This window comes from Variovorax sp. FG153 (assembly GCF_057809595.1).
This window is the reverse complement of the sequence record NZ_JBMDKG010000030.1, coordinates 57,360-74,826: the sequence shown is the minus strand read 5'-3', so window position 1 is coordinate 74,826 and position 17,467 is coordinate 57,360. Positions and strand designations below refer to the sequence as shown.

Genomic DNA, 17,467 nt, shown 5'->3' with positions numbered 1-17,467 from the left:
CGCGTGGGAACCGTGGCGACGACCGTCCTCGTGACACGGCCGGCGCGCGAGGCTCCCCCGTGGATCGATGCCCTGCGCGACGCGGGCTTCGACGCGCGTGCGCTGCCCTTGATCGAGATCGCGCCGGTCGCCGATGCCGCGCCGTTGCGCGCGGCCTGGAACGACGCCCATGCGGCGCGCATGTTCGTGAGCGCCGCGGCGGTCGACCGCTTCTTCGAGGCCAACGCCGGCGCCGCGCCGCCAGCCGGCTGCCGCTTCTGGGCCACCGGCCCCGGCACCGCGCGCGCGCTGCAACGCAACGGTGTTCCGCCCGAGGCCATCGACACGCCAGCGGCCGACGAAGGCCGCTTCGATTCCGAAGCCCTGTGGGCGATCGTGGGGCCGCGGGTCGTGCCCGGATTGCGCGTGCTGATCGTGCGCGGCGGCGACGCGCAGGGCCTTCCCGCGGGCCGCGACTGGCTCGCGCAGGCGCTCGACGCTGCGGGCGCGCGGCGCGAGACCGTGGTGGCCTACCGCCGGCTCGCGCCCGTACTCGACGCCGCGCAGCGCCGGCTGGCCGGGGAGGGCGCGGCGGGCCGCGCGCTCTGGCTCTTCAGCAGTTCCGAGGCGATCGCCAACCTGCGCGCCGCGCTGCCGGCCACCGATTGGCGGGCCGCGCGCGCCATCGCCACCCACCCGCGCATCGCGCAAGCCGCGCGTGGCGCGGGTTTCGGCACGGTGCGCGAGAGCGCGCCGCTGCTGGAGGCGCTGGTTGCGTCGATAGAATCCCTCGCATGAGCGCCGTGCCTCCGTCCGACGAGTCTTCTTCCGCCTCCGCCGCACCCCAGGCACCCGTGCCGGCTCCGCTGACGACTTCCTCCCAATCTCCCGCCGCCCTCGCCGCGGCCGCCACCACCCTCACGCGCATCGGCCTCGGTCTGCTGGCCCTGGTCTCGCTGGGCGCGCTGCTGACGTCGATCACGCTGTGGCAGAAGGTCGGCAACATGAAGGAGCAGCTCGCGCGCCAGAGCAGCGAGGCGCTGATGCAGTCGCTCGAGGCGCGCACGCTGGCACGCGAGGCCAAGGACACGGTGCGCGACACCGCCGCGCGCGTGGCGCTCACCGAGACCCGGGTCGCCGAGGTCGCGCTGCAGCGCTCGCAGCTCGAGGAACTGATGCAGAGCCTCTCGCGTTCGCGCGACGAGAACCTGGTGGTCGACATCGAATCCACGCTGCGGCTCGCGCTGCAGCAGGCGCAGGTCACGGGCAGCGTCGAGCCGCTGCTGGCCGCGCTGAAGGCCGGCGACCTGCGCATCGCGCGCGCCGCCCAGCCACGGCTGGCGCCGTTGCAGCGCGCCATGCAGCGCGACGCCGACCGGCTGCGCAGCACCGCCAGCGCCGATGGCGGCGAGGCGCTGCAGAAGCTCGACGAACTGATGCGCGGCGTGGACGACCTGCCGCCGCTCAACGCGGTCGCGATGCGCGGCACCGGCCTCAATGCCTGGCAGTCCGACCCGGTGCCGGCCGACGCGCCCTGGTGGGAGCGCGCGCTGCTCACGGTGCGCAACGAGGCGCGCTCGCTGGTACGCGTGGGCCGCATCGAGCGGCCCGAGGCGATCCTGCTGGCGCCCGACCAGACCTACTTCCTGCGCGAGAACCTCAAGCTCAAGCTGCTCAACGCGCGCCTGTCGCTGCTGTCGCGCCAGGTCGACGTCACGCGCAGCGAGCTCGCCACCGTGGCCGCCTCGCTCAACCGCTATTTCGATCCCGCGTCGCGCCGCACGCAGGCGGCCGCCACGCAGTTGCAGCAGCTGCAGGCGCTGGTGAAGACCACCGAGCCGCCGCGCATCGACGACACGCTCGCCGCCCTGGCCACCGCCGCGGCCGGACGCTGAGGAGGCAGGGCTTTCCATGCGCGCCGCACTCTGGCTCCTCGCGCTGTTCGCCGTCGCCGCGGCTGTCGCGCTGTTCGCCGGCAACAACCAGGGCACGATCACCGTGTTCTGGCCGCCCTGGCGGGTCGATCTCTCGCTCAACCTCGTGCTGGTGATCCTGCTGACGCTGTTCGTGCTGCTGCACGCGGCGCTGCGCGCGCTGGCCGCGCTGTTCTCGCTGCCGACGCAGGCGCGCCAGTGGCGCATGCAGCAGAAGGAACGCATGCTGCATTCGGCGCTGCTCGATGCGATGGTGCAGCTGATCTCGGGCCGCTTCTCGCGCGCGCGCAAGGCCGCGCAGGCCGCGCTCACGCAGGAGAAGACCCTGGCCGCGCTCGGCGCCAGCCTGCCGCAGGCGCAGCAGGTGCGCGTGCTGTCGCACCTGCTCGCGGCCGAGAGCGCGCAGGCGCTGCAGGACCGCCCGGCGCGCGACGCCCACCTGCAGCAGGCGCTCAACGAGAGTGCCGACCGCAACCTGCTGGCCAGCCCCGAGACCCGCGAGGGCGTGCAACTGCGCGCCGCGCGCTGGGCGCTCGAAGACCGAGATCCAGCCGCCGCGCTCGCGCGGCTCGAGGAACTGCCGCAGGGCGCGCAGCGCCGCACGCTGGCGTTGCGGCTGCGGCTGAAGGCCGCGCGCCAGGACCGCCGCACGCTCGAGGCGCTCGAAACCGCGCGGCTGCTGGCCAAGCACCGTGCCTTCTCGGAGGCCGCCGCGCAGAGCATCGTGCGCGGGCTCGCGACCGAGCTGCTGACGGGCGCGCACGATCCGGCGCAGCTGCTGCGTGCCTGGTCCGAACTCGAGACGGCCGAACGCGAGATGCCCGAGGTCGCCATCCACGCCGCGCAGCGCATGGTGCTGCTCAAGGGCGACCTGCCGGTGGCGCGCGGCTGGCTGCTGCCGGTCTGGGAGCGCATGGTGTCGGTGCCGCGCGGTCTCGGCGACGCGCTGCGCGTCAAGCTCGCGCTGGCGCTCGAGGCGGGGCTCGATCCCGTCGATGCCGACTGGCTCGCGCGCATCGAGAGCGCCCAGCGCAACAACCCGCGCGATGCCAACCTGCAGTACCTCGCGGGCATGGCCTGCATGAAGCGCCAGCTCTGGGGCAAGGCGCAGCAGCTGCTGTCGCAGGCCGGCATGGGGCTGCAGGATCCCGAGCTCTACCGTCGCGCCTGGCTCGCGCTCGCGCAGCTGGCCGAGGACCGCGGCGATGCCGAGCAGGCCGCGCTGGCCTGGCGCAACGCGGCGCAGATCGAGAACCACCCGGTTTCGTTGCGATAGCTCAGGGACGCGAGGCACAGGCGACCGCCGGCCGCCTGCTTCCGCCGTGGAAGGCCAGCGCGCTCAGCGCCGCGAGCATCCACACGCCGAGCGCGCCGTAGAGCATCACCCCGCCGAAATTCCGCAGCAGTGCCGCGTGGGCGATGGTGCCCGAGGGGTCGAGCGCGGCAAGCGCCGGAAACTCCCGGTGCAGCGTCGCGAGGTGCCCGGCCGCGATCCGCTCGGCGAGCGCGGGCAGCGACACGGCCAGTTCCGGCAGCGCGCGGCGCAGCGCGTCGGCGATGCCCGCGAGCAGCAGGAAGCCCATCAGCGCGATGTTGACCGCCAGCGTGATGAGCCGCGCGCTCATGTCGATGCCCGAGGCCATGCCGGCGCGGCTCGCGGACACCGAGCCGGTGGTGGTGTTGGTCACCGGCGTGTTGATCACGCCCAGGCCGAGGCCCGCCAGCAGGCAGCCCGGCAGCAGCGTGAGCCAGCTCGCGTCGGCGGCGCCGCTGCCCCAGCGCATCAGCAGGAAACCCGCGCCGATGGCGAACAGGCCCGCCGGGATCACGATGCCGGCGCGAAAGCGCGTGGCGAGCCGCTCGCCCAGCGGCGGCGCGAGCAGGGTCGGCAGCGTGTAGGCCAGCAGCGCCGTGCCCGCCTGCACCGCGTCGTAGCCCAGGCCGGCCTGGAAGTAGATCGGCAGGTAGATCATGAAGGGCCAGAAGCTGAAGTTCATGCCGACCGAGCCGAGGATCGCGCCCGAGAACGCGCGGATGCGGAACACCGAGAAGTCGAACATCGGATGGGTGCGGCTTCGCTCGATCGCCACGAAGGCCGCCAAGCTCGCGGCCGCGGCGCCGAGCAGGGCCAGAGCCGCCGCGCTCGCGAAGCCGAGCCCGGGCCCCTGCGTGATGTAGCCCGTGAGGCCGAGCACCGCGAGCGACAGCGTGACGATGCCCGCGAGGTCGAGCCGCTTCGCCTCGGGGTCGCGCGACTCGCCGATGCTGACGGCGGCCAGCAGCCAGGCGATGGCGGCCAGCGGCGCATGGACCAGGAACACCCATTCCCAGCGCCACAGCGCGGCGATCGCGCCGCCGACGATCGGCCCGAAGCCCAGGCCGACGCCGAATACCACGCCCCAGATCGCGAAGGCCCGGCTGCGCTCGCGGCCCTCCTGGAATTGATGCGAGAGGATGGCGATCTGGCAGATCAGCATGGTGCCGCCGCTCAGGCCCTGCAGGAAGCGCGCGCCGATCAGCAGCGGCGCGCTCGGCGCCAGCCCGCAGGCCAGCGAGGTGAGGCCGAACAGCAGCAGGCTGATCGCCAGCACGCGCTTGCGACCGTAGCGGTCGGCCAGCGTGCCGGCCGCCATCAGCACCGTGGTGCAGGCGATGGTGTAGGCATTCATGATCCATTGCATGGCCTCGAAGTCGGCGTGCAGCGTCTTCTCGAGCGTGGGCAGGATCACGGGAATGCTGGAGATCTCGAGGCCGAACATCGCGGCGACGAGGCAGAGGGCGACCAGCGCGAGGCGGTTGCGTGCGGTGGGTGAGAGGGTCATGGGGCGTCCGGTTGGCGCGGCGCGGCGAGGAGGCCGGCCGTGAGGAGCGCGATTCTGGGCAAAGGGTCTTCATGAGGGAAATGATTTAATTTCGTGAGATTCATTAATCTCCATCACTACTCGAACGACCCGCCCGCCCCGCCATGGACTTCGATCCCACCCTGCTGCGCGCCTTCGTGGCCGTGAAGGAGACCGGCAGCTTCACGCGCGCCGCGCAGCGCCTGCACCTGACGCAGTCGGCCATCAGCCACCAGATCCGCCGGCTCGAGGAGCAGGTGGGCCGCGCGCTGCTGCACCGCACGACGCGCCGCCTCACGGTGACGGAGGACGGCGAGGATTTCCTGCGCTATGCCGAGCAGATCCTGACGACGCTCGATGCCATGACGCAGCGCTTCCAGCCCTCGCCGATCTCGGGCGTGGTGCGTTTCGGCGCACCCGACAACTTCCTGGGCGAGCGCCTGGCGCCGCTGCTGTCGCAGTTCGCGCGCGCCTTTCCGTCGGTGCGCATGGAGGTCTGCGTGAGCATGCACGTCGACCTGCGCGCGGCGATCAAGGCCGGCGAGCTCGACCTCGCGGTCGTGATGTCGCCGCCCGAGGTGGAGGAGGGCACGCGGCTGCGGCGCACGCAGCTGGTCTGGGCCGCGGCCGAGACCTTCGAGCCGCCCAGGGGTGGCTCGCTGCCGCTGGCCTTCTTTCCCAAGCCCTGCGTCTACCGGCAGGTGGCCGGCTCGGCGCTCGACCTCGCCCCGATCGACTGGCACGTGGTGTTCACCTCGGCCAGCCCGCAGGGCATTCGCGCGGCGGTGCTCGCGGGGCTCGCGGCAACGGTGATCACGCGCGAGGACGTGGAGCCGGGCATGAAGATCGTCGACGGCCGCTATGGGTTGCGGCCCTTGCCGAGCGTGGACTTCTCGCTGATCTGGAGCGAGAACGGCCGCACGCCCTGCGCCTGCCGCTTCGGAGAGCTGATCCTCGAGATGCCGGCCCCATGAAAAACGGCGCCCGAGGGCGCCGTCTTCATGGCAGTCGAGCGGATGCTCAGAGCGCGCGTTGCTCCGGCTGCGCTTCGCCAGCGGGCTGCTCGAACGGCAACGTCATCGCGGCCAGTTCGCGGCGGGTTTCGACCAGCACCAGCGGGCCTTCGTCGAGCACGATCACCGGCGGGCGCTCGCGCGGCACATGGACCGGCTTCGGCTCGGCGGCGATCGCGGCACGCGCCTGCGCGATGCGTTCGGCGTCGGAGTTGACCCACTGCAGGCCCGAGCTCTGAGCGATCTGCGCGAGCTCGTCGAGCGGCAGTTCGAAGGACTGGACCTTCGGCAGCGCGCGGCCGTTGGCGGCCGGCTGCGGAGCGCTCGCGCGTTCGACCACGATCGGTGCCGCGGGCGCCGCGGGTTGCTGCGGCTGCTCGAAGCGCGCTTGGGGTGCGGGCTCGCGCACCTGCGGCGCGGCGACTGGGGCTTCGGCGACGACCGCGACGCTGTCGGCGGCCTGGGCCACCGCTTGCTCCGCGAACGGCTGCGGCTGGCGCGCGACGGGCGCGTCCTGCAGGTTCTGCGCCTCGGCGGGCGCGCCTTCGAAGGCGGCCACGGGTTGCTGCGCTTCGCCTTCTTCGCGCGGGGCGCGTTCGCGGCGGTCACGGCCGTAGCGGTCGCGCGAACGGCCGCGGCGCTCTTCGCCGTCGCGGCGCGGTGCCTGCTCGGCGCCGTCCTGCGGTGCGGCTTCGCGGCCGGCTTCGGCGTCGGCCGATGCGGCGGTGGCGGCTTCGCCTTCCTCGTTGAAGCGCGGCTGGCCGTCGTTGCGGCGCTCGCGGCGGCCGTCGTTGCGTTCGCCACGCGGGCCACGCTCTTCGCGGCCGTTGCGCGGCGCACGCTCGGTGCGTTCGCCCTGCGCGGCGTTGCCGTCTTCGCCGGCGGCTGCTTCGCTGCGCGGCGCTTCGCCGTTGAGGTTGCGCTCGCCGCGTTCGCTGTTGCGTTCACCACGTTCACCACGTTCACCACGTTCACCACGTTCACCGCGCTCGCCGCCACGCTCACCCCGTTCGCGACGGGCGCGCGGTGCGCGTTCGCCGCCAGCCGTGCCTTCCTCGCCCGGCACCGCGTTCGGTGCGAGTTGCTGGGCTTCGAGGCTGACGCCTTCGAGCGCTTCGGCCGGCACGTTGCGGCCTTCGCCCTCGCGGCGTTCGCCGCGACCGCGGCGCTGATCGCCCTCGCGCGGCGGACGGCCTTCGCGGTTGTTCTCGCGCGGCTGGCCATCGGCGCGCAGCTCGGCGCTGCGGTTGTCGCGACCTTCACGGCCCTCGCGACCGCCTTCGCGGCGCTCGCCATTGCGGCCGCCGCCACGGCGTTCGCCGTCGCGGTTGCCCGAACGGGCACCGTTCTCGCCACGGCCTTCGGCATTGCGGCCTTCGCCGCCGCGGCCGCCACGGCGCTGTTCGCCGTCGCGTCCACCGCGCGCTTCGCCATCGCGGCCCGGACGGCCGTCACGGCCTTCGCGGCGCGCGGGCTTCGGCGGCTCGACCGGAATGGCCGAGGGCGCGGGTGCCGGCGCGGCCGCCGGCGTGCCGCCGCCGAACCAGCTCTTGATGCGGGCGAAGAAGCCCAGCTCGGCCGGCGCGGGCGCCACCGCCACGGGCGGTGCGACCGGCGCGGGTGCGGCGACGGGCGCGCGCACCGGCTCGGGCTTGACCGGCACCACGGGTGCCGGCGCGTCGGGCAGCACGCCCTTGATGACCGGCGTCTGCTTGTTGGTGGGTTCCTGCGAACGGCGCGTGACCGAGGTCGGATCCTCGATCTCGTCGGCCATCTTGTAGCTGGCCTCGATGTGGTCGAGGCGCGGGTCGTCGTGCTTCAGGCGCTCGAGCTTGTAGTTGGGCGTCTCGAGCGTCTTGTTCGGCACCATCAGCACGCTCACGCGCTGCTTGAGCTCGATCTTGGCGATCTCGGTGCGCTTCTCGTTGAGCAGGAAGGACGCGACTTCCACCGGCACCTGCACGTGCACGGCGGCGGTGTTGTCCTTCATCGACTCTTCCTGAATGATGCGCAGGATCTGCAGCGCGCTCGATTCGGTGTCGCGGATGTGGCCCGAGCCGCCGCAGCGGGGGCAGGGGATCGACGAGCCTTCGCTCAGCGCCGGCTTCAGGCGCTGGCGGCTCATCTCCATCAGGCCGAACTTGCTGATCGAGCCGAACTGCACGCGCGCGCGGTCCTGGCGCAGCGCGTCGCGCAGGCGGCTTTCGACCTCGCGGCGGTTCTTCGACTCGTCCATGTCGATGAAGTCGATGACGATCAGGCCGCCGAGGTCGCGCAGGCGCATCTGGCGCGCCACTTCGTCGGCGGCTTCGAGGTTGGTGCGGGTCGCGGTTTCCTCGATGTCGCCGCCCTTGATGGCGCGGGCCGAGTTCACGTCGACCGAGACCAGCGCCTCGGTGTGGTCGATCACGATGGCGCCGCCCGAGGGCAGCTGCACGGTGCGGGCGTAGGCCGATTCGATCTGGTGCTCGATCTGGAAGCGGCTGAACAGCGCGGCGTCGTCGCGGTAGCGCTTCACGCGGGCGGCATGCTCGGGCATGACGTGCGCCATGAATTGCTGCGCCTGGTCGTAGATGTCGTCGGTGTCGATCAGGATGTCGCCGATGTCGTGATTGAAGTAGTCACGGATCGCGCGGATCACGAGCGAGGATTCCTGGTAGATCAGGAAGGCGCCCTTGCCGCCCTTGGCCGCGCCGTCGATGGCGCTCCAGAGCTTGAGCAGGTAGTTCAGGTCCCACTGGAGTTCGGGCGCCGAGCGGCCGATGCCGGCGGTGCGCGCGATGATGCTCATGCCCTTCGGGTACTCGAGCTGGTCCATCGCCTCCTTGAGCTCGGCGCGGTCGTCGCCCTCGATGCGCCGCGAGACGCCACCGCCGCGCGGGTTGTTCGGCATCAGCACGACGTAGCGGCCGGCCAGCGAGATGAAGGTGGTGAGGGCCGCGCCCTTGTTGCCGCGCTCTTCCTTCTCGACCTGGACGACCAGTTCCTGGCCTTCCTTGATCACGTCCTGGATCCGGGCCTGGCTGGCCGAGACGCCTTCGGCGAAGTATTGCTTGGAGATTTCCTTGAACGGCAGGAAGCCGTGGCGGTCCTCGCCGTAGTCGACGAAACAGGCTTCGAGGCTGGGCTCGACGCGGGTCACGACGGCCTTGTAGATGTTGCCCTTGCGCTGTTCGCGTCCCTCGATCTCGATTTCGTAGTCGAGGAGCTTCTGCCCGTCGACGATGGCCAGGCGGCGTTCTTCGGCCTGCGTGGCATTGATCAGCATCCGCTTCATGATGCGTTGTCCTTATATGTATCGTTCTACCGGCCCTGGAGGGCCAACGATGCACGGACGACGCCCGCGAAACTTGGGGAATTGCCGCTTGGCTCCGGATGCTGGGTGCCGCGGCGCGCGAGCGCGAGCGGCCGTCTCGAGCGTCAGCTCGGTGACGACAGCCGGAGTGGGGGCGCGTGGATGGGGGCGAGCCCTTCGTGGTGCTGAGAAGCTGTCTGTTCGACAACTCGTTGCGCAAGGGTGGCGCGCGGTTCTGGCGATTCGATGCCCGAGGCCGCTGGTCGGGACCAGGTCAGCCAGCGCAGGCACATTTGAATCAGCAGCATCAGCACAAAGGGACTCGCTTCGATCCGCCGGCAGCTGAAGGCTGCAGGCTGGTATTCCGTATCGGTGTTTCGTGGGTGTCGGCTTGACTTGGGCGTCTGGCCTGCCACTTTGCGCAGTTGCGCGGGGTTTGCAGGCTCGTCGCCAAAGCGGCATCGACCTCGCAGCGCCGCCGGGGTGTTTGACAGCAGTGCTCTAAACTTCTGTCTAATCAAGCACTTACACGACCGCGCTGGTGAAAAACATTATAGGTGCGAAGCAAGCCCCCGCGGCTAAGGAGTTTGCCGGACAGCCGGCGGCCATCCGCTTGCTCACGATCGATGCCGAGTCGGCCGGGCAGCGCCTCGACAACTTCCTCTTCCGCCATCTGAAAGGCGTGCCGAAGACCCACGTCTACCGGATCATCCGGTCGGGCGAAGTGCGCATCAACAAGGGGCGGGTGCAGGCCGAGACCCGCGTCGAGGCCGGCGACGTGGTGCGGCTGCCGCCGATCCGCGTGGCCGAGCGCGCCGAGGAGGTCGCGAGTGCGGCGCCGGCGCGCGAATTCCCGCTGCTGCTCGAGGACGAGGCCGTGCTGGCCGTCGACAAGCCCGCCGGCGTGGCGGTGCATGGCGGCAGCGGCGTGAGCTTCGGCGTGATCGAGCAGCTGCGCACCGCGCGCCCGGGCGCGAAGTTCCTCGAGCTGGTGCACCGGCTCGACCGCGAGACCTCGGGCATCCTGCTGGTCGCCAAGAAGCGCAGCGCGCTGGTGGCGCTGCAGGAGCAGTTCCGCGAGCGCGAGACCGGCAAGACCTACCTGGCGCTGGTCGAGGGTGCCTGGCCCGCCAACAGGAAGGTGCTCGACGCGCCGCTCGCCAAGTACCTGCTGCCCGATGGCGGCACCGGCGCCGGCGAGCGCCGCGTGCGCGTGGTGGCCAAGGACCATCCCGACGCGATGCGCGCCGTGACGCTGGTGCGAGCGCTGGCCACGCTGTCGCTGCCCGGCGATGCCACGCCGATGTCATTGCTCGCCGTCACCATCAAGACCGGCCGCACGCACCAGATCCGCGTCCACCTGGCGTCGGCCGGCCATCCGATCGCCGGCGACGACAAGTACGGCGAATCCGAGCGCCGGCGCGCGCTGCAGAAGCTGGGCCTCAAGCGCATGTTCCTCCACGCCTGGCGGCTGCAGTTCAACCATCCCGCCACCGGCGAACGCGTCGCACTGCAGGCCGAGTTGCCGCCCGAGCTGCGCTCGCTGATGCCGCCCGCCGCGCTCGACGCGATGGCGCTCCACCCCACGCCCACGACCCCATGACCGAACCTCTCGCCAACGACCGTCCCCCGCGCTTCGACCTGATCGCCTTCGATTGGGACGGCACCCTCTACGACTCCACGCGCCTGATCGTGCGCTGCATCCAGGCCGCCGTGGTCGACGTCGGTGGCGCCAAGCCCAGCGAGGACGACGCCGCCTGGGTCATCGGCCTCGGGCTGGCCGAGGCGCTGGCGCGCGCCGCGCCCGACGTGCCCAAGGAGAAGTACCCCGAGCTCGGCGCCCGCTACCGCTATCACTACCTGCAGCACCAGGACGACATCGTGCTGTTCGACGGCGTGCTGCCGATGCTCGATGCGCTGCGCGCGCGCGGCCACAAGCTGGCCGTGGCCACGGGCAAGTCGCGCCGCGGCCTCAACGAGGCACTGAAGACGGTGGCGCTGCGCGACCGCTTCGACGCCTCGCGCACCGCCGACGAGACCTTCGGCAAGCCGCATCCGCGCATGCTGCTCGAGCTGATGGAGGAACTGGAGGTGCCCGCCGAGCGCACGCTGATGATCGGCGACACCACCCACGACCTGCAGCTGGCGGTGAACGCGGGCTGCGCCGGCGTGGGCGTGAGCTACGGCGCGCACGAGCCCGACAGCTTCGCCGAGTTCAAGCCGCTGCACATCGCGCATTCGATCGCCGACCTGCGGGACTGGCTGCTGCGCAACGCCTGAATCGGGACAATGGGGTCATGAGCGACGACAGCATTCCACTGTGCAGTTCGGCCGACCTGGCCGAGGGCGGCCGGGCCGTGTCCTTCGACGTGGTCTACGGCGGCGAAACCTGCCGCGCCTTCGCGGTGCGCTTCGAGGGCCAGCCGCATGCCTACCTCAACCGCTGCAGCCATGTGGCGATGGAGATGGATTTCCAGCCCGACCGCTTCTTCGACGACACAGGCCAGTGGCTGCTGTGCGCCACCCACGGCGCCGTGTACCGGCCCGACACCGGCGAATGCGCGGGCGGCCCGTGCCGCGGCGGCCTGGTGAAGATCGCGCTGAGCGAACGCGACGGCGTGGTGCACTGGCATACTGCCTGGAACCTCCAACCCTTCAATTTCTAGCATGCGCCGCGCTTCGCGACTGCCTGTTCGCCCGCCGCTCCCATGAACGACCAGAACCGCACCGATCCCCAGGGTTTCGAGCCTTTCGAGCCGAGCCCGCCCTCGCTTTCGTCCTCGACCGACCCCCAACGCACCATGTCCAAAGATCCCACTCAGCGCGCCGGCTGGGAACGCGCCACGCTCGAGAAGCTGGCCTTCGCGGCCCTCAACGAGCAGAAGGCCACGCGGCGCTGGAAGACCTTCACGCGGCTGGCCTGGCTGGCCTTCTTCATCTTCCTGGCCTGGTTCGCGCTGTCGCGCGGCACGCCGAGCACCGCCAAGACCACGGCCCACACCGCGGTGGTCGAGATCAAGGGCGAGATCGCCAACGGCGGCGATGCCAGCGCCGAGTTCGTCGTGGCGGCCATGAAGTCCGCCTTCGAGGACGACGGTGCCAAGGGCGTGGTGCTGCTGATCAACTCCCCGGGCGGCAGCCCGGTGCAGGCCGGCATCATCAACGACGAGATCAAGCGCCTGAAGGCCAAGTACAAGAAGCCGGTCTACGCCGTGGTCGAGGAAACCTGTGCCTCGGCGGCCTACTACATCGCCGCCGGCGCCGACAAGATCTACGTCGACAAGGCCAGCATCGTGGGCAGCATCGGCGTGCTGATGGACGGCTTCGGCTTCACCGGCGCGATGGAGAAGGTCGGCGTCGAGCGCCGCCTGCTGACCTCGGGCGAGAACAAGGGCTTCCTCGACCCCTTCAGCCCGCTGAACGACGCCCAGCGCGAGCACGCGCAGAAGATGCTCGACCAGATCCACGAGCAGTTCATCGGCGTGGTGAAGGCCGGCCGCGGCGACCGCCTCAAGCTCGACACCCCGGGCCTGTTCAGCGGCCTGTTCTGGAGTGGCGAACAGGCCGTGAGCTACGGCCTGGCCGACCAGCTCGGCAACGTCGACTACGTGGCGCGCGAGGTGATCAAGGCCGAGGAGGTCATCGACTACACCCGCCGCGACAACGTGGCCGAGAAGCTGGCCAAGAAGTTCGGCGCCGCCATGGGCGACGCCACGATCCGTTCGCTGAAGTCGGTGCCGGCGCTGCGCTGAAGCCTGCGCGGCCTCAGCGGGCCGGCTGGTCGGCCGCGGCGTAGCGCGCCGAGGCCGCCAGCGCGATCGCGAACACCACCACCACGTAGAGCGCCGCCGTCAGCGAGGTGGCGCGCGCGATCAGCCCGATGACCGCCGGGCCCGCCATGAAGCCCAGGTAGGCGATCGCCGAGACCGCCGCGATGCCGCGCGCCGGCTCCACGCCCGGCACCTTGGCCGAGGCCGCGAACAGGATCGGCACCACGTTCGCGAAGCCGATGCCCACGCCCGCGAAACCCACCAGCGCGAGCCAGGGCCAGTCGGTGAGCAGCGCGAGCGTCATCGCCGCCGCCGCCAGCAGACCGCTGCCGCGCAGCAGCACCGCGGGCGCGAAACGCGCGCGCAGCGCGTCGCCACCGAAACGCGCCGCCGCCATGGCGGCCGAGAAGCTCGCATAGGCGAGGGCGGCCTGCTTCTGCGGGCTGCCCAACTCCTGCTGCAGGTAGAGCACGCTCCAGTCGTAGATCGCGCCTTCGGCGATCAACCCCAGTGCCGCGAGCACGCCCAGCACCGCGAGTGCGCCGCGCGGCAGGCGGAAGCCGTGATCGGCCTCGGCCGCTCCGGGCGTCGCGGGCGGCTTCGGCAGCATGCGCGTGGCCGAGAGCGCGACCAGCGCCACCATCGCGGCAGACACCAGCAGCAGATGGTTCTGCGGGGCCAGCCCGGCCGCGAGCGCCGCGCTGCCACTGGCCGCGCCGGCCATGCCGCCGAGGCTGAACATGCCGTGCATGCCGCTCATCAGCGGCTTGCCGTCGCGCAGCTCGAGTTGCGCGGCCTCGGTGTTGATCGCCACGTCGAACACGCTGGTGACCAGGCCGAACACCGCGAGCAGGCCCAGCAGGGCGGCGTAGCCTGGCATCGCGACCAGGCCGCAGAGCAGCAGCGCGTAGACGCAGCCGCACAGCGCGGCCATGCGGCGCGGCCCGTGGCGGCCGATCCAGCGGCCGGCGCTGGTCAGGCCGTACATCGCGCCGGCGCCGGCCGCGAGCATCGCGAGGCCGAGCTGGGCCTCGTCGATGCCGTAGTGCCCCTTGACCGTGGGCACGTGCACGCCCCAGGTCGCGAAGATGAAGCCCGAGGCGAAGAATTGCGCGCGCGAGGCCCAGCGCGTGGCGGCGGTCACGGCCATCGTCAGCGCCCGATCGCGAACACGGCGGGCAGGCGTTCGTCGACGCCGGCCGGCGGCTTGTTGGCGCGCCAGCCCTTGATGGTTTCGCTACGCAGGTTCGCCTCGGCCAGCGTGAGCCCGCGCGCCACCGCCAGCCGCGTGTTGTGCTGCAGCGTCTGCACCAGGGCCTGCAGCAGCGCGGCGTTGCGATAGGGCGTCTCGATGAACAACTGGGTCTGCCCGGTCTTGAGGGCCAGCGCCTCGAGCTCGCGGATGCGGCGCTGGCGCTCGTCGGCGTCCTGCGGCAGGTAACCGACGAAGGCGAAGTTCTGGCCGTTGAGGCCGCTGGCGGCCAGCGCCAGCAGCAGCGAGACCGGGCCGATCAGCGGCACCACCGAAATGCCCAGATCGTGCGCCGCGCGGGCCACCGACGAGCCCGGATCGGCCACGGCCGGCATGCCGGCTTCGCTGAGCAGGCCGATGTCGTGGCCCTCGAGCGCCGCGGCCAGCAGCGGGCGGGCGTCGAACTGGCCGGCGTGGTCGCCTTTCTTGTGCACCTCGCGCGGCAGTTCCTGGATCACCTGCGCCTGCAGCGGCGCCGCCAGCGGGGCCACGGCGTCGATGCGCTTGAGGTAGGCGCGCGCGGACTTGGCGTTCTCGCAGATCCAGTGCGTGATGCCGGCGGCGGTCTGCAGCGTGCCGAGCGGCAGCGCGTCCTGCAGCGGGGCCTGGGTGTCGCAGCCGAAATCGAGCGGCGCCGGCACGAGGTAGAGCTTGCCGCGGCTCACAGCAGGTCGATCCCGGCGGCGCGCAGCATGCGGGCGGTGCGGATCAGCGGCAGGCCCACCAGCGCGCTGGGATCGTCGCTGTCGATGGCCTCGAGCAACGCGATGCCCAGGCCTTCGCTCTTGGCGCTGCCCGCGCAGTCGTAGGGCTGCTCGGCCAGCAGGTACTGCTCGATCGCGGCGTCGCTGAGCTCGCGGAACACCACGCGCACGGGTGCCAGGTCGCGCTGGACGAAGCCGGTGGCCTGACAGACCACCGCCACTGCGGTCTGGAAGACCAGCGTCTGGCCGCGCATGCGCCGCAGTTGGGCGGTGGCGCGCGCATGGTCGCCGGGCTTGCCGAGCGACTCGCCGGCCAGGTCGGCCACCTGGTCGGAGCCGATCACCACGGCGTCGGGGGAGCGGGCGGCCACGGCGTTGGCCTTCTCGAGCGCGAGCCGCTGGGCCAGGGCCTGCGGGGCCTCGCCGGCCCGCGGCGTTTCGTCGACTTCGGGCGCATGCACCTCGAAGGGCAGGCGCAGGCGGGTGAGCAGCTCGCGGCGGTAGCGCGAGGTGGAGGCGAGGATCACGGTGCGTTGCATGCGGCGATTGTGAAGGAGGCGCCGCAACCCTTCGGGTCGGCCCGACGGGCAAGCCGGCGTCGGCGCGCTAGACTGGGGCGGATGAAGAGAGAATTTGCCCCCGGCCGGCTCGATGTCGCCGGCTTTGCCGCCGCGGCGGCCACCCTGTCCGCCGACGATCCGGTGCGCAACTACACCCGGCTGGTCGACGAGATGGCGGCCGAAGCCCCCGATGCCGTGGTGCACTGGGAGGCCGACGGCGAGCAGCGCGTCGGCGCGGACGGTCGCGAGGAGCCCTGGCTGCATCTGACGGCCGAGGCCACGGTGCCGCTGGTCTGCCAGCGCTGCCTGTCGCCGGTCGACACGCCGGTGCAGGTCGACCGCTGGTTCCGCTTCGTGGCCGACGAGGAGACCGCGGCGGCCCAGGACGAGGACTCGGAGGAAGACCTGCTGGTCGCGAGCCGCGATTTCGACCTGCATGCGCTGATCGAGGACGAGCTGCTGATGGAGATTCCCGTCATGCCGGTGCACGAGGTGTGCCCCGCGCCGGTCCGGCTCTCGGCCGTCGACCCCGATTTCGAGTCGCCCGACAAGGAGCGCGAAAACCCCTTCGCCGTGCTCGGGGCGTTGCGTTCGCGCAAGCCCGGGCAGGGCGACTAGCCCGATCCGGGCAGTCTGGGCTATAATCATGGGCTTCGCGCGCGCCGCCGTACGCAGCAGTGCGGGTTTCGGTCAAGAACCTCGGAACCTGGGCATGTCCTTCATGCCGCCTCACTGCTTCAGCCTGAGCCCGCATCCTCTCACCCACCTTACCGTCCAGGAGCCATCATGGCCGTCCAGCAAAACAAGAAGTCGCCTTCCAAGCGCGGCATGCACCGTTCCCACAATGCCCTGGGCGTGCCCGGCATCGCCGTCGAGCCGACCACCGGCGAAACGCACCTGCGTCACCACATCAGCCCCAACGGTTTCTACCGTGGCCGTCAGGTGCTCAAGAACAAGTCCGAAGCCTGATTTCGCACTCCAAGGCCAAGGCCCGAAGCTACTTTTTTTGTAGCATCGGGCCTTTGTTTTGATGGCTACGCCTTCCTCTTCCCCGGCTTCCACTGCTGCGCCTTCGGCAATCACGCTCGCCGTCGATTGCATGGGGGGCGACCATGGCCCGCGCGTCACGCTCGCGGCCTGCCGTGCCTTTCTCGAGCGCCATCCCGAGGCCTCGTTGTTGCTGGTCGGCGCCCCCGCCGCGCTGGCCGGCTTTGCCGCGCATCCCCGCGCCCGGGTCGTTCCGGCCAGCGAGGTGGTCGGCATGGACGATCCGATCGAGATCGCGCTGCGCAAGAAGAAAGACTCGTCGATGCGGGTCGCGATCCAGCAGGTGAAGGATGGCGCGGCCCAGGCCGCGATTTCCGCCGGCAACACCGGCGCGCTGATGGCGATCGCGCGCTACCTGCTCAAAACGCTCGATGGCATCGACCGGCCCGCGATCGCGCCGCAGTTGCCCAACGCGAAGGGTGGCGCCACCACGGTGCTTGACCTTGGCGCCAACGTGGATTGCGATGCCGAGGATCTGCTTCAGTTCGCCGTGCTCGGCTCGGCGCTGGTGTCGGCGCTGACGGGCAACGAGTCGCCTTCGGTCGGCCTGCTCAATGTGGGCGAGGAAGCGATCAAGGGCAGCGAAACGATCAAGAAGGCCAGCCAATTGCTGCGTACGGCAGCCAACTCCAAGGATTTGAACTTCTACGGCAACGTGGAAGGCAACGACATCTTCAAGGGCACGACGGACATCGTGGTCTGCGATGGCTTTGTCGGCAACGTGGCGTTGAAGGCCAGCGAGGGCGTGGCTTCGATGATCGGCGAGTTCATCCGCGTCGAATTCTCGCGGAGCATTTTCACGAAGATTGCTGCTATCGTTGCTTATCCGGTTCTAAAAGCGTTCAAAAGCAGGTTGGATCACCGTCGTTACAACGGCGCGGCGCTGTTGGGCCTGCGTGGGCTGGTTTTCAAGAGCCATGGTTCGGCCGACGAGACGGCTTTCGGCCATGCGCTGGATCGCGCTTATGATGCCGCTCGCAACAACCTGCTCGACCGCGTTCGGGCCCGCATCGCCCACGCCGCGCCTTTGCTCGCGCGGCAGGAATCGGCGGCGACGGCCGACGCGGTCTAGC

Annotated in this window: 16 protein-coding genes; 11 read left to right on the top strand and 5 right to left on the bottom strand. The window is 70.9% G+C overall.

All coding sequences use genetic code 11. From position 1 onward, the window contains the following. Positions 1 to 12: 12 nt before the first annotated feature. Genes ACODT0_RS27405 through ACODT0_RS27395 form a run of 3 tightly spaced genes read left to right on the top strand, consistent with a single transcriptional unit; the run spans position 13 to position 3,189 of the window. On the top strand, positions 13 to 777 hold the full coding sequence (locus ACODT0_RS27405; RefSeq protein WP_489042776.1) for a uroporphyrinogen-III synthase: 765 nt from the start codon (positions 13 to 15) through the stop codon (positions 775 to 777). After that, positions 774 to 1,874: a uroporphyrinogen-III C-methyltransferase gene (locus ACODT0_RS27400; RefSeq protein WP_489042775.1), complete on the top strand. Its 1,101-nt coding sequence runs from the start codon at positions 774 to 776 to the stop codon at positions 1,872 to 1,874. Before ACODT0_RS27405 ends, ACODT0_RS27400 begins: the two co-directional genes overlap by 4 nt. A gap of 16 nt (positions 1,875 to 1,890) precedes the next feature. Continuing rightward, entirely contained in the window at positions 1,891 to 3,189 is a 1,299-nt protein-coding gene (locus ACODT0_RS27395; RefSeq protein ID WP_057592311.1) for a heme biosynthesis protein HemY, read from the top strand. A 1-nt stretch (position 3,190) separates the two neighbouring features. On the opposite strand, the gene ACODT0_RS27390 is transcribed toward ACODT0_RS27395, so the two are convergent. Next, entirely contained in the window at positions 3,191 to 4,735 is a 1,545-nt protein-coding gene (locus tag ACODT0_RS27390; protein ID WP_489042774.1) for an MFS transporter, read from the bottom strand. 143 nt (positions 4,736 to 4,878) lie between these two features. Between ACODT0_RS27390 and ACODT0_RS27385 the strand changes: the two genes are divergently transcribed. Next, a complete protein-coding gene (locus ACODT0_RS27385; RefSeq protein ID WP_057592309.1) occupies positions 4,879 to 5,727 on the top strand; it encodes a LysR family transcriptional regulator in 849 nt (282 codons plus the stop codon). A 46-nt stretch (positions 5,728 to 5,773) separates the two neighbouring features. On the opposite strand, the gene ACODT0_RS27380 is transcribed toward ACODT0_RS27385, so the two are convergent. Then, positions 5,774 to 9,043 (bottom strand): Rne/Rng family ribonuclease, encoded by a 3,270-nt coding sequence (locus tag ACODT0_RS27380; RefSeq protein WP_489042773.1) that lies wholly within the window; start codon positions 9,041 to 9,043, stop codon positions 5,774 to 5,776. A gap of 559 nt (positions 9,044 to 9,602) precedes the next feature. Here ACODT0_RS27380 and ACODT0_RS27375 point away from each other — a divergent pair. From ACODT0_RS27375 to ACODT0_RS27360, 4 genes are read left to right on the top strand one after another with little or no spacing between them, the layout of a single operon-like run. Continuing rightward, entirely contained in the window at positions 9,603 to 10,664 is a 1,062-nt protein-coding gene (locus ACODT0_RS27375; RefSeq protein WP_489042772.1) for an RluA family pseudouridine synthase, read from the top strand. Then, entirely contained in the window at positions 10,661 to 11,341 is a 681-nt protein-coding gene (locus tag ACODT0_RS27370; protein WP_057592306.1) for an HAD family hydrolase, read from the top strand. The genes ACODT0_RS27375 and ACODT0_RS27370 overlap by 4 nt, the downstream gene beginning before the upstream one ends. A 17-nt stretch (positions 11,342 to 11,358) precedes the next feature. Next, positions 11,359 to 11,727: a Rieske (2Fe-2S) protein gene (locus tag ACODT0_RS27365; protein ID WP_057592305.1), complete on the top strand. Its 369-nt coding sequence runs from the start codon at positions 11,359 to 11,361 to the stop codon at positions 11,725 to 11,727. A gap of 42 nt (positions 11,728 to 11,769) precedes the next feature. Continuing rightward, positions 11,770 to 12,813: a S49 family peptidase gene (locus tag ACODT0_RS27360; RefSeq protein ID WP_057592304.1), complete on the top strand. Its 1,044-nt coding sequence runs from the start codon at positions 11,770 to 11,772 to the stop codon at positions 12,811 to 12,813. Between the two features lie 13 nt (positions 12,814 to 12,826). Here ACODT0_RS27360 and ACODT0_RS27355 read toward each other — a convergent pair whose 3' ends face one another. The 3 genes from ACODT0_RS27355 to ACODT0_RS27345 are packed head-to-tail and all read right to left on the bottom strand — an operon-like array spanning position 12,827 to position 15,326. Continuing rightward, positions 12,827 to 13,981, bottom strand: coding sequence for an MFS transporter (locus ACODT0_RS27355; RefSeq protein ID WP_057592303.1), 1,155 nt, complete (start codon positions 13,979 to 13,981; stop codon positions 12,827 to 12,829). Positions 13,982 to 13,983: 2 nt separating this feature from the next. Next, positions 13,984 to 14,748 carry an SAM-dependent methyltransferase gene (locus tag ACODT0_RS27350; RefSeq protein ID WP_261208728.1) on the bottom strand — a complete coding sequence of 255 codons (765 nt, stop codon included), beginning with the start codon at positions 14,746 to 14,748 and terminating at the stop codon, positions 13,984 to 13,986. Then, positions 14,745 to 15,326, bottom strand: a complete 582-nt coding sequence (locus ACODT0_RS27345; protein WP_489042771.1) for a Maf family protein — start codon at positions 15,324 to 15,326, stop codon at positions 14,745 to 14,747. The genes ACODT0_RS27350 and ACODT0_RS27345 overlap by 4 nt, the downstream gene beginning before the upstream one ends. An 81-nt stretch (positions 15,327 to 15,407) precedes the next feature. Between ACODT0_RS27345 and ACODT0_RS27340 the strand changes: the two genes are divergently transcribed. The 3 genes from ACODT0_RS27340 (at position 15,408) to plsX (ending at position 17,466) form a co-directional block, all read left to right on the top strand. Continuing rightward, complete coding sequence (locus ACODT0_RS27340) at positions 15,408 to 15,965, top strand: YceD family protein (protein WP_296730621.1); 558 nt, start codon at positions 15,408 to 15,410, stop codon at positions 15,963 to 15,965. Between the two features lie 168 nt (positions 15,966 to 16,133). Continuing rightward, positions 16,134 to 16,316 (top strand): 50S ribosomal protein L32, encoded by a 183-nt coding sequence (gene rpmF / locus ACODT0_RS27335; RefSeq protein WP_057592299.1) that lies wholly within the window; start codon positions 16,134 to 16,136, stop codon positions 16,314 to 16,316. A 61-nt stretch (positions 16,317 to 16,377) separates the two neighbouring features. Then, positions 16,378 to 17,466 (top strand): phosphate acyltransferase PlsX, encoded by a 1,089-nt coding sequence (gene plsX / locus ACODT0_RS27330; protein WP_082321870.1) that lies wholly within the window; start codon positions 16,378 to 16,380, stop codon positions 17,464 to 17,466. Position 17,467: the final 1 nt, after the last annotated feature.